The organism is Halogeometricum rufum (assembly GCF_900112175.1).
Lineage (GTDB): Archaea > Halobacteriota > Halobacteria > Halobacteriales > Haloferacaceae > Halogeometricum > Halogeometricum rufum.
Genome location: NZ_FOYT01000004.1, coordinates 88628 through 101503, shown reverse-complemented (window position 1 = coordinate 101503; position 12876 = coordinate 88628). Strand labels below are relative to the sequence as shown.

Genomic DNA, 12876 nt, shown 5'->3' with positions numbered 1-12876 from the left:
GTACCAACGACCAGTTGGCGACGGTCTGCGCTCTCGTATCTCGTCCACCGTCCGGTGGTCGCCGAGAGCACCGACCGGAGTCGGGACGTCCACCACACCTCGACTCGAGTCGTTCGGGAACGCCGCGAGGTCAGTAACTCGCGGACGAACTCACCCGCCACTCCGACGATAGAGACGCGCGGACCGCTGACGCGCGAACAACAGGCAGGCGAACCGGAGAGGAACCGGCCGCAGACGCACGTCCTGGCGACCCACGAACTGACGAGGCGAACGGTCGGAGCGGGTGCGAGCGACTGGCGTGGGGCCACTCCGCATCCCGCCGGCCCACCGGGAGCGCCGTGGGTCTACCGCGAGCATCGACGCCCTACCGACGACGGAGCGGAGTCTCCCCTCGCCGGCGGTGAACCGACGGCCCGACGGGTCGAACCCCGACCGCGCCGCGACGAGACGGCGGAGAGGGGAGAGCGGCGTCCCCGTCCGGACGACGCGTGGCCGCGCTCGGCGGCGGATTCGAGCAACCGCCTCTCGATTCACAGGGTCGTCGTCCCACGGAGTTCGGCGTTCGCGGATTCCGCTCACCTCGTGACACGCGTCGGAGCACGGATGCACCTCGGAGAGGACACGACTACCGTCGCGTACGGGAGTCGGGAGCGCTCGCCCGCGTCACCACCCGACCGGACATCGACGAGGGTCCGCGGTCCATCCGCGGCCGAATCGTCTCCGACGCAACCCGAACGTTCGCCGGTGACGGGACCGAGGCGCTCGCCGAACGCGGACGACCCGAGTCCAGCGGAAGCCTCACCGGAACCTCCAGAACGGCGGGTCCGGGAGGTGTTGGACAGACCCGACGACGACTCCCTCGGTGCTGGGCAGATGACTCCGCCGCGGTCCCCGGTTCGACGGCGTCTCGTCACGAGAACGACGAGCGCGGAGCGGCGAACCCCATCGACTCGCGAACGGCGTCGGTACACCGTCTTGTCGCGTGCGCCGCGGCTCGCGGTCACCGCCCGAAGCGACCAGCGGACCGGAGCCGTCGAACCCGCGAAGCGAAGGGAGAGCCGGGGTGGTCTACGCTTCGGAGACCGCACGCTCCAGTGGACCGAGGGGGACGTGGGGTCACCTGCGGGTGCCGAACTGACGGCCCAGTCGACACTCGTGCCGCCGGGTGGCGACACTCGACGGTTGACGTACAGACGGTCGGCGGCGTCGCAGTCGGAGTTAGCCAAGGGTACGACCTCCGACGTCGGAGGCAGCGACGTGGAAGCGACTGGGAACGGGGAAGCGACCGACCCGGGAACCGACCGACGTTACAGTTCACCAGAACAACATATATCACCTCTGGAATCGATTGTTAGCCGTCACATGGACGCGGACCCGACACTCGACAGATTGGTTGATACTCTGTTCGACAAGTTCGAACGGAAGCTCCGCATCGAGCGCGAACGACGGGGGCGCTGACGGCGATGCCCGACGGAACGGACTCGAACCTGGTGAAGGCCGTCGTCGTCGCCGGCGGCGAGGAGATTCCCGTCCGGTTCAACCCGACGGAGTACAACCTCGACAAGTCGATTTCGTACGCCGACCAGTCGCTCCCGGGGTTCACCTCGCCCGTAACGCAGTTCACGAGCGGTGAGGCGGAGACACTCTCGATGGAGTTGTTCTTCGACGCCTACGAGGAGGACGAACGGGACGTTCGGACGTACACCGACCGCGTGCGGGGGTTGCTGGAAGTGGACGGCGACCTGCACGCGCCGCCCATCTGCCGGTTCGTCTGGGGCGGACTCGACTTCAAGTCCGTCCTCCAGAGCGCGAACACGCGCTTTACGATGTTCCTGCCGACCGGCGTGCCGGTCCGCGCGCGGATGGATGTGACGTTCAAGGAGTACAGACCGCCCGGCGAACAGGCCGAACAGGTCCGTCGGAGTTCGGCCGACAAGACGAAACTGCGCCGGGTGACCGAAGAGGAGACGCTGTGGTTGCTCGCCGACGCGGAGTACGGCGACCCGACGCGGTGGCGACCCATCGCGGAGGCGAACGACATCGACAACCCGCGCCGCCTCCGACCCGGAGACAGACTCGTGGTGCCGCGGGTGGAGCCGTAGATGAGTCTCGCCGACGTGCGCGAGAAGTACGGCGACTTCTACGTTCCCCGATTCGTCGTCGAAGCGGGGGATACCACGTTCACCGAAGCCAGCGGCGTCGTCTCACAGTTGTCCGTGAGCACGAGCGTCGACAGCGCCGAGCGGTTCTCGTTCTCGTTGAACAACCTGTACGACCAGGAGAGCCGAGAGTTCGAGGGCATCGACTGGGGGCTGATAGACTCGGACAGCCCCGTGACCGTCTCGTTGGGGTACGGCGACACGCTCGTACCGATGGTCGTCGGAACCGTCGAGTCCGCGGAGCCGAAGTTCCCGGCGGACGGCGTGCCCACCGTCGACGTGAGCGGCTACGGCCGCCTGCACGAACTCATGACGGGGACGAACACGGAGACGTGGGACCGTGATACGGTCGAGGACCGTGTGACCGACTCGAACGTCGTGAGGAAGGTGCTCGAACGTGGCGGCTACGGCTTCAGCAAGGTGGTGATAGACGAAACCGACCTGGAGTTCCCCCGCATCGTCCAGGACAACAAGACCGACTACCAGTTCGTCAAACAGCGCGCGAAGCGGTACAACTACGAGGTGTTCGTCACCACCGACGCGTTCCACTTCCGCGAACCCCGCGAGGACAGGTCAGCAGACTTCGAACTCGCGTACGGCGAGTCGTTGCGGTCGTTCTCGCCGCGGCTCAACCGAGCGCGCGACGTGAGCCGAGTGAACGTCCGGTGGAACGACCGGAACGGACGGGAGGTCATCGAAGGGTCGGCCGAGGGGGCGGACCCGAACGGCGACGCCCGGGACCTTCGGATGCCCGTCGAGTCGCCGGCGGAGGCGGAGACCGTTGCGGCGTCCGAAGCCGCGCGCATCCGTCAGGGCCGCCTCACCGGACGGGGCGAGACCATCGGCGTGCCCGAACTCGTCGCCGGAATCACCGTCGAACTCGACGGCGTGACCGAGACGTTCAACGGGCGGTACTACGTCGAGAGCGCAGACCACCAGATCAGTACGAGCGGATACACGACCACGTTCCAGGTCAGAAAGCGGAAGGGAGGAACGACGTGAGCTACAGCGAATTCACCGACGACGTCGACGACGCCATTCGCGGCGTCGCGACAGCTATCGTCACCGACAACGAGGACCCCGAGGGGATGGCGCGGGTGAAAGTGCGGTACCCGTGGCGCAACGAGGACGAACAGAGCTACTGGGCGCGCGTCGCCCGGACGATGGCCGGAGGGGACCGCGGCACGTACTTCCACCCGGAGGTGGACGACGAGGTGCTCGTCGCCTTCGAACAGGGCAACATCCACTACCCGTACGTCATCGGTGCGCTGTGGAGTTCCGCCGAGCGACCGCCCGAGGACAACGCGGACGGCAACAACGACGTGCGGATGATTCGCTCCCGGAGCGGTCACCAGATTACGCTGAACGACAACGGCACGGCCGGCAAAGTCGAGATTACGACGAACGCCGGTCACTCGATACTCCTCGACGACGCCAGCGGAAGCGAGAAAATCGTCGTCGCCGACAAGAGCGGACAGAACACCGTCGAACTCGACTCGACCAGCGGAGCCATCAACGTCTCTAGCGGGGCGACGGTGAGCGTCGAGTCGAAGCTTATCGACATCAAGGGACAGGGCAACGTCACCGTCGAAGCCGGCGGAATTCTGACGTTGAAAGGCTCACTCGTCAAGATAAACTGAACCATCATGCCACCAGCAGCACGCGTACTCGACCAGACCAGTCACGGAACACCGCTCCTCGGCGCGGGGAGTCCGACCGTCCTCATCGGCGGCATGCCCGCGTGGCGGGCCGGGGCGGACATGCACACGTGTCCGCTCGTCCTGCCGAGCACGACGCCGCACGTCGGCGGCGTCGTGGCGATGGGGAGCACGACGGTGCTCATAAACAGCATGCCCGCGGCGCGGCAGGGCGACACGATTCCGGAGGCCGGTCCCCCGAACACCATCGCGATGGGCTGTCCGACCGTCCAGATAGGGTGAGAACCAGATGAATCGCGAGTTCCTCGGCACTGGGTGGACCTTCCCCGTCGAAACCACGGACGCCGCGGACGTGGCCGTCTCGACCGGTGAGACCGACATAGACGAGGCGATCAGAATCATCCTCGGCACGGCGAAGGGAGAGCGCGTCATGCGACCCGACTTCGGGTGCGGCATCCACGACTTCGTGTTCGCAGCCGTCAACACGGCGACGGTGACGATGATTCAGACGAGCGTGGAGGAGGCACTGCGGAAGTGGGAGCCGCGAATCGAGGTCAGAGACGTCTCCGTCGACATCGACGACATCGACCGGGGGCGACTGCTGGTGAGCGTGGAGTACAGGGTGCGGCAGACGAACGCCACCGGGAACCTCGTCTACCCGTTCTACATCAACGAGTGAACTGCGATGGGTGACAGATGACAGATAGTGAGACGCCGACGATAGACGGACGCCGACGCGCGGCACTGCGGGCCGCCGCCGCCGAACGGGCACGAAGTTACACCCCCGCGTGGGACCCCGACGAGGGAGACGTCGGAACCGCGGTCCTCGACCTGTTCGCGGAGATAACCGAGGACGTCCTCGAACGCGTGGACCGCGCGCCCGAGAAGCACCGCTTCGCGTTCTTCGACGCGTTGGCGTTCGACCGCGACCCGCCCCAACCGGCGAAACTCCCCCTCGTCTTCGACGTCGCTCCCGGACTCGACGCGAACGTCGGGATAACGCCCGGGACGCAAGCGCTCGCACCGCCACCCGGCGAGGGGTCCGAGATAACGTTCGAGATACCCGACGGAGCGGGGTTCGAGGCGACCCCAGCGCGACTCGACTCCGTGGTCAGCGTCAGTCCGGCCGACGACGCGATATTCGTGCATCACGACGCACTCGCGGACGAGGCGGAGACGAAGCTGTTCACCGGAGCAAACCGGCAGGAGCATCTGCTGTACGTCGGCCACGCGAACTTCTTCGAACTATCGACCGACACGGAGTTCGAGGTGACCGTCGAGGGTGTCGGGACGGGCGCGTTCGAATCGCTCGGCTGTCAGTTCTTCGGCGTGAAGGAGGTCGGCGGCGAGGAAGTCGAGGGGTGGCACTCGCTCGGGGAAACCGTGGACGGGACGGTGGAGACGGCCGACCTGAGCGATGGTGCCGAGGACGGCGTCCGGATTCGGTTCAAGCTGAGCGAGGCGGAGGCGGAGGCGTTCGCGGCGACGACGCTTCCGACGGACGAGTTGCGACTCGTCGGCGCGGAGGCCGAAGCCGCGGCGGCCGAGGCGGAAGCGGCGGAATCGCCGCCGGTGACGGACGTGGAGACGATGTGGATTCGGTTCGTGGGGCCACCGACCCTCGGCGACGCACTGTTCGAGGCGTCGGTGTCGAAGCTGACCCTGTCGCTCGTCGAATCGGACACCGGTGTGAAACCGCAGATGCTGCTAGCCAACGACGTACCGCTCTCGACGACGGGACCGATACGTCCGTTCGGAGAGATGCCGCTTCCGTTGGACACGTTCTACATCGCGTCCGACGAGGCGTTCTCGAAGACGGAGACGCCCGTCGAACTCGGGTTCGAGACGACGGACAGGCCGTCGCTCGCGGACCTCGCGCCGCCCGACTACTCGTGGGAGTACTGGAACGGGTCGGGGTGGGCGCGGTTGGAACTGAGCGAACGGAAAGAGGAGGTTGGCGAGGGGGCGGTTCGGTTCGTCGTCCCCGAGGACGCGGCGGCGACGTCCGTCTCGGGGCACGAACACCACTGGATTCGCGTTCGCCTCCTCGAGGACAACCCCATCCGGTTCCGACAGAAGAAAGACGATCAGGGCAACCCGGTCGACCCGGAGGAGTGGGAGATGATCCACGATGCGGTCCCGGAGTTCACGGGACTCGCTATCAGCTATCCAGAACCTACCGCCGCCGAGGAGGCGGTGAGTTCGAAGGCGAAAGAACCCGACCACGTGGTGGCCTTCAACAACCGCGGCTACGGCGCGGACGAGGCGAAGGGACTCTCCGCGGAGACGCAGGCGACGGCGATTCGCCCGTTCAGGCGACTCCCCGAGGCGCGGACGGCGGAACCGACGGAGGTACTCTATCTCGGCTTCGACGGACCGCTGGACGACGGACCGATACAACTGCTGTACTCGGCCGCCGACAAGCCGTATCCGGTACCGTTCTACCCGCGGGCGCGGTGGGAGTTCTGCGAGGACCCCGCAAGCGGGACGTGGACGCAACTCGACGCCGAGGACGGAACGGAAGGACTCCTGCAACGCGGTATCGTCTCGCTCGCGTTCCCGGAGGCGACGGAGGCGTTCGAGCGGTTCGGCCGGGTCCGCCACTGGATTCGCGCCCGGTTGGTCGGCGACCCGTTCGACGTGACCGTCACCGAGAACGCCGCCGTTCCGGGAGACGACCCACCGGACGAGGAATCGGCGATACAGATGCTCGTCGACCGGACGGAGAACGTCGTCGTCCTGGAGAACAGGGGAGCAAAGAGGTTCAACCTCGAACGGTTCTCGCTGTCCGTCGGCCCCGACTCGCCGTCGTCCGACCTGGCTGCGTCACTGGGTCCGAACGAATCGATAGCCGTTTCCATCTCGCGACCCACGGGTGCCGTCGAGTTGTACACGCCCGACTGGGAGTCCGTCCCGGTCAGCGTTCGGTACGAAGAGAGGGCGATAGACACGGTGGACACGACCGCGGAACGGAGTCTCCAAGAGGAATCTGCTGTCGACGGGGCCTTCGAGACGCCGAAACCGACGCCGGAACCGACTCCGACGCCGTGCGAGTCCCTCTCACCACGACTGTTGGAGACGGCGACGGAGGCGACGAGAGACCCGCCCTCGCTCCGCGGCATCTACCCCAACGCGGGGTGGGCGTACAACGTGGTGACCGTCACCGGCGAGGTTCTCGGTTCCAGTGACGGGACGCCGAACCAGGCGTTCGCGTTCGCGAACCGTCCGGTGGTCGACGAGTCCGTGTGGGTCGACGAACTGGCGACGCTCTCGGAGGCCGAACGAACGGCGGTAGCAGAGTCCGGGGTCGAAACGGCCGAACAGACCGACGACGAGGGTGCGCCGACGGCCTTCTGGGTTCGGTGGACGCGCGTGGACGACTTCACCGAATCCACAGACGAGGATCGACACTACGTCTTGGATCGAATCGACGGCCGCCTCACGTTCGGAGACGGGACGAACGGCGCGACGCCACCACCGGGCGAAGAGAACGTCAGCACCGACTACCGAACGGGCGGCGGTGCCGCGGGGAACGTCCCCGCCGAAGCGGTCGAAGCGTTGGTGACGGCGATTCCGTACGTGGAGGGCGTGTGGAACCCGGACACCGGTGGCGGAGGGGCCGAGGCAGAGACGACCCCGGAGGCGGCGAACCGTGCCGCCCGGACGCTGGAGGACCGGAACCGTGCGGTCACGGCCGACGACTTCGAGCGCATCGCCGCGTCGGCGTCCAGAGAACTGGCGCGCGTCCGGTGTGTCCCCGGGATGGACCGTTCGAACTCGCCTCGCGCCGGGTGGGTGACCGTACTGCTCGTGCCGCGGTCGACCGAACGCCGCCCCACTCCCAACGCCGAGGTGACATCCGTCGTCGCCGACGCCCTGCGTCGCCACGCCCCCGTACCGACGACGACGGCGGCGGGCGACCCGGACGCGAATCGAATCACCGTCCGCGGACCAAACTACGTGGAAGCCGGCGTCGACGTCACGGTCGCCGTAGACGAGACCGTCGCTAGCAGCATCGCCGCGGTGGAGACAGCAGTTACGACTCGACTGACGGCCTTCTTCCACCCGCTGACCGGAGGTCCCGAGGGCGAGGGGTGGGCGTTCGGAGAACTCCCCTGCCTCTCGGACGTGTACGCCGCCCTCGAACGGGTCGGCGGCGTGGACCACGTCGTCTCGCTGACGGTCACGTACCACGGGAGCGAACGGGGCTACACCGTCGCCGACGACGAGCGACTCCCCACCGTCCCGCCGGACACGTTAGTCTGTAGCACCGCGCACACCGTGCAGGCGACCCGCGAACTGACGACGAACGACGAGAGCGAGGACCAAACGTGAGTCTCGACATCCCCAGCTTAGACGACAGACCGTACGAAACGATACTCAGAGACGCTCGGAACCGAATTCCGGTCTACTCGGAGACGTGGACCGACCACAACGCGTCGGACCCCGGGATAACCGTCCTCGAACTGCTGGCGTGGCTGGCCGAGACGTACACCTACCAACTGGACCGCATCACCGACGCGCACCGGCTGAAGTATCTCGCCCTGTTGGGTGAACGGCCACGGCCGCCGCGCCCGGCGACGACGGCGGTCCGCGTCACGCTTCCGGACCACGCGGGAAGCGCGGCCGTGAACGAGGGAGCCAAACTGCTGGCCACGACGGGAGACGACCGGACGGTGGGGTTCGAGACGACTGTCGCGACGGCGGTGACGAGAGCGACGCTCGAACGCGTGGTCGTCGACGGGGCGCGCGGCCGCCGCGACCAGACGACGGCCAACCGGACGGCGGGGATGCAGTTCACCGCGTTCGGCGACGGCGCTGAGGGGGTGCTCTACCTCGGCTTCGCGGGGAACCCGTTCGGCGGCGAGGGCGAACTCTCCCTCTCCGTGAAACTGGCCGAAGACGACCTGCCGGCCCCCGCGAGGCACGGTGCAGGCGTGGACGCGTGGACCGAGGACGCGACGTTCGAACCGACGGTGGCGGTCGAGTGGGAGCACTGCCCGACGTACGAGTGGTACGACGAGGGTGCGTGGGAGTCGCTGCCGGTAGAGGCGGACGGAACGAACCAGTTCTACGAGAGCGGTCGCGTCGTACTGAAGAAGCCCGATTCGTGGAACGCGGACGGCGGGACGGTGTTCGACCACGCGACGTCGTATCGGTGGATTCGGTGCCGAGTGACCACTCCCGGCCACGAAATCGCGCCGAGGATCGACAGCGTGGCGGTGAACGTGCTCCCCGTCGAACGACGGTGGACCGTCCGTTCGGAGGGCGGCGAACCGCTCCGTGACGGGGAGGGGAACACCGCCTCGACGGGGCTTCCGGACCAGCGTTTCGAGTTCGAGCACGGTCCGTTACTCGACACGGACGTGGCCGTGTGGGTCGGCGACGAGCGATGGCGGCGACGGGACGACTTCGATGCGGCCGGCCCGTACAGTCGGTGTTTCGTCGTGGAGCCGTCGTATCGAGGAATCCGCTTCGGCGACGGTGCTCGAGGGATGATTCCGCCGCTGGACGCCCCGATTACGGCGACGCGATACGTCGGCACGGGGGACGCGGGGAGCGTCTCCGCCGAAGCGGAGTGGTCGTTCGCGGGGGCGGACGTGCGCTTCAGAGACCCCAAGGGGAAGTTCACGACCGCTGACCCGGCGAGTCTCACGGTCGAGCAGGTAGCCGACGTCACCGGCGGTGCGCCCGCCGAACCAATCGGGGACGCGTTCGACCGACTCGTCGCCGACAGGCGGGTCCCGTACCGCGCCGTCACCGCCCCGGACTACGAGTATCTCGCCACCCACACGCCGGGACTTCGGTTCGGTCGCGCCGCGGTGTGGGTCGTGCAAGACGACCCGGTCGAACGACCCCCAAGCGTCTGGTCGAAGGACGCCGCAGATGTGCGCCGCGGAGACGGTGGCTCCGACCGACGCCCCGACGAGGACCGAGTGGTGTCGACCGAGGACGGGCGGCCCGTGAGACAGATCGACGACGAGCGGATGCGGCAGAGGCCGAAAACGAAACAGCGCTCTGCGGCGGCATCTCGACAGGCGTCGGAACTGCCCACCGAGTCGTCCGAACCGACGTCGAGCGCATCGGCGGCGGGAGACGCGAACGCCGACGGGGAGGCCGAACCGTCCGACGAGTCGCCGAGAGAGTGCGAACCGCACCGGTCGGTCAACGTCGTCGTCGTCCCGTACTCGCGGTCCTCGCGGCCGGAACCGAGCACGGGCTTCCTGAACGCGGTGGACGCGCACCTCGACCGACACCGACTCCTCACCGACCGGGTGCGCGTCGAACCGCCGACGTACGTGGAGGTGGGCGTCGACGTGGAGGTCAGACTCGAATCTGAGTACGCCGTCACCGACCGGAGAGACGCTATCGACGCCGCACTCGACGAGTTCCTCGACCCGCTTCGCGGCTTCGAGGGTGACGGGTGGCCGTTCGGCCGCCCCCTCTACCGGTCCGAGTTGTACGAGGAGATAGAGAGCGTGCCGGGCGTCGATTGCGTCACCCGGTTGGACGTGCGAACGGACGGTCGCCTCGACGCGAACGGAGCGGTCGTCGTCGACGCGGACGCCCTCCTCACGCCGACAGACCACACCGTGACGGCCCGCGTCGGGACGAACGGACCGGCCGCAGGAGACTGTGACCGCCCATGACGAGAGACTTCACGGTCGTCGACACGGCGACGCCGGGCGAGTGGGAGGCGTGGACGCGCGAGAACGTCGTCCTGACCGACGAGGGGGTCGAACTCGCGCGTGCGGCGGCACCGACCTTCGTCGCACCGGTTCGAAGATGGACCGAGGCGTTCGCGTCCGCGCGTCCCATCGACATCGACGTGACCGCCACCGGCGACGAGTACGTGCTCACCGCAGACGGACGGTTGTTCCGGGCGGTCTGCGGGAGCGACTCGTTCCGCCCCGTGCGCTGTGAAGACCTGCGGTCCGACGGGAAGTCGCCGACCGGACTCTGCGTCGCCGGTGACAGCCTGTACGTGGTGGGTACCCGCAGGGTAGCGGCGACGGACGACGAATCGACCGACGATGGCGTCGAGCGACTGCGGACGGTCGGGTACGTTCACTCGCTCTCCGTCCACTCGCTGCAGACGCGGTGGGTGCTCTCCGGAGACGAGTGGGCCGCGGACGACGACGCGCCAGGGACGGCCGAGGGGTTCGTCGAGCCGACTCGTGTCGTCAACGGGCCGGACGAAACGGTGTACGTGCTCGACCGCGGGAGCGACACCGACCGCGGCTTCGTCGCTCGGGTGAGCGAACGGGCCGAGGTGAATCACCTCGTGCGGGAACTCCGAGCGCCCGTGGACCTCGCCGTCACCGCCGATGGTGCCATCGCCGTCCTCGTGGGGGGAGACAGCGAGGCCGCACTGTTCGGGTGGTACCCCGACGGGAGCGAACCCGACGGCGACCCCGTCGAACTGCCGGTCGCGAGTGCGACCAGCATCGAGTGGCTCGGCGACGGAGCGTTCGTCCTCGGCGTCGGACCGGACGCGCCGTCCGAGAAGACGCTGTATCGGTACGACCCGGAGACGAACGCGGCCGACCCCCTCACGAGTTACCAGCACAGTTGCGTCCGACTCCGTCGCGGTCCGTGGGGGGCGGTCGACCCGCAGTTGTACGCCATCGACGGGGCCGAGGGGGCCGTCTGGGTCCTCGACCCGGCGGAGACCGTCGAGATAGTCGGCGGAGCGTACGTCGGCCGCCTCACGACCCGCTACGACTTCGGCGCACTCGATGCAGACTGGTACAGGCTCGCTCTGGAACTCGGGACGCAGCCGCCCGGAACGCGGGTCGTCCTCCGCTACGCCGCGACGAACGCCGACGCAGTCCCGAGCGACCCCGAAGGTGGGGGCGACGGAGTCGCGGAAGGTGGCGTCGACGGACCATCCGAAGACGGAGGCGGAGGGAGCGAGGACGCCGACGGGATGGGGGACGCTGACGGCCCCGTGTCCATCTGCGAACCGTCGGACGACGCGGACGACGAACCGGGCCCGGTGTGGGCGACGGCCGACAGCGGGTATCCGAACCACGTACTCGTCGAGCCGAACGGCCGCCGATATCTGTGGGTTCGCCTCGAACTCCACGGCGACCGCTTCCACACGCCCCGAGTCGACCGCCTGAAGCTGTCGGTCACGCACGATTCGTACCTGGACTACCTGCCCGCGATATACGAGACGGACGAAGAGAGCGCCGACTTCTTGGCTCGCTACCTGACGGTGTTCGAGGATACGTACGCCGACATCGACCACCACGTCGCGACGTTGACCGAGTACTTCGACCCCGAGTCGGTGCCGTCGAGTCACCTGTCGTGGTTGGGCAGTTGGCTCAGCGTCGCCGAGGACGACGCGTGGTCGGACTGGTCGAGACGAGAACTCGTCGCACAAGCGCCGAACCTGTTCAGAGAGCGCGGGACGCGGCGAGGACTCCGGAGACTCCTCGACATCTTCCTCGGGGGGATCCCCATCGAATCGGGCGCGGAGCCGCCGACCGGAGCGGGTGAGGAGGCGGGCGTAGCGCGTCCGGCCGAACCACGGGTGAACGGAGGCGAGGGCGACGAGGCGGGGCACGGCCACTTCGTGTGGCTCCTCGAGTACTGGGACGTGGCCGACGTGGCCGACGCCGATTCGGACTGCGACGCCGCCGAAGGGTCGTGTGAGGCGCTGCGAGCAGAGCGCGCGTCCGGCGACGACGCCGAGTCGCCGTTCGACGCGGTGCTCTGTTGTCCGCAGGAGTTCGTCGTCCTCGTGGGGCCGACCGTCGATGCGGACGCCCGAGCGGCGATTCGACGGCTCGTGGAGGCCCAACAGCCGGCACACGCGGTCGGTCGAACCGTCCACCTCAGACCGTGGAGTCGGCTGGGCGGGCACGTCCTCCTCGGCGTCAACAGTCGTCTCCCCGACCCCTCGTTCACCGTCGCGGAGTCGAACCTCGGCTGGGACTCCGTCGTCGGGACCGCCGAATCGGACGCCGAACTCGGCTGGCAGTCCAGACTCGGCAGCGACTTCGAACTCTCCTGACTCGCGAGTCGTTCGCGGTGAAAATCGGGTCGCGTCT

8 protein-coding genes are annotated in these 12876 nt (G+C 67.8%); all 8 read left to right on the top strand.

The annotated features are described in order from the left end of the window. Positions 1-1463 precede the first annotated feature (1463 nt). Genes BM310_RS17270 through BM310_RS17235 form a run of 8 tightly spaced genes read left to right on the top strand, consistent with a single transcriptional unit; the run spans position 1464 to position 12839 of the window. Positions 1464-2102 carry a CIS tube protein gene (locus tag BM310_RS17270; protein ID WP_089810096.1) on the top strand — a complete coding sequence of 213 codons (639 nt, stop codon included), beginning with the start codon at positions 1464-1466 and terminating at the stop codon, positions 2100-2102. Then, positions 2103-3161 carry a phage late control D family protein gene (locus BM310_RS17265; RefSeq protein ID WP_089810094.1) on the top strand — a complete coding sequence of 353 codons (1059 nt, stop codon included), beginning with the start codon at positions 2103-2105 and terminating at the stop codon, positions 3159-3161. Then, positions 3158-3799: a phage baseplate assembly protein V gene (locus BM310_RS17260; protein ID WP_089810092.1), complete on the top strand. Its 642-nt coding sequence runs from the start codon at positions 3158-3160 to the stop codon at positions 3797-3799. Before BM310_RS17265 ends, BM310_RS17260 begins: the two co-directional genes overlap by 4 nt. A 6-nt stretch (positions 3800-3805) precedes the next feature. After that, the gene (locus BM310_RS17255; RefSeq protein WP_089810090.1) at positions 3806-4099 is read left to right on the top strand and encodes a PAAR domain-containing protein; all 294 of its coding nucleotides are present in this window, start codon (positions 3806-3808) and stop codon (positions 4097-4099) included. Between the two features lie 7 nt (positions 4100-4106). Then, positions 4107-4496 (top strand): GPW/gp25 family protein, encoded by a 390-nt coding sequence (locus tag BM310_RS17250; protein WP_089810088.1) that lies wholly within the window; start codon positions 4107-4109, stop codon positions 4494-4496. Between the two features lie 17 nt (positions 4497-4513). Then, a complete protein-coding gene (locus BM310_RS17245) occupies positions 4514-8152 on the top strand; it encodes a putative baseplate assembly protein (protein WP_089810086.1) in 3639 nt (1212 codons plus the stop codon). After that, positions 8149-10467: a baseplate J/gp47 family protein gene (locus BM310_RS17240; protein ID WP_089810083.1), complete on the top strand. Its 2319-nt coding sequence runs from the start codon at positions 8149-8151 to the stop codon at positions 10465-10467. The genes BM310_RS17245 and BM310_RS17240 overlap by 4 nt, the downstream gene beginning before the upstream one ends. Continuing rightward, positions 10464-12839, top strand: a complete 2376-nt coding sequence (locus tag BM310_RS17235; protein ID WP_089810082.1) for a phage tail protein — start codon at positions 10464-10466, stop codon at positions 12837-12839. The genes BM310_RS17240 and BM310_RS17235 overlap by 4 nt, the downstream gene beginning before the upstream one ends. Positions 12840-12876: the final 37 nt, after the last annotated feature.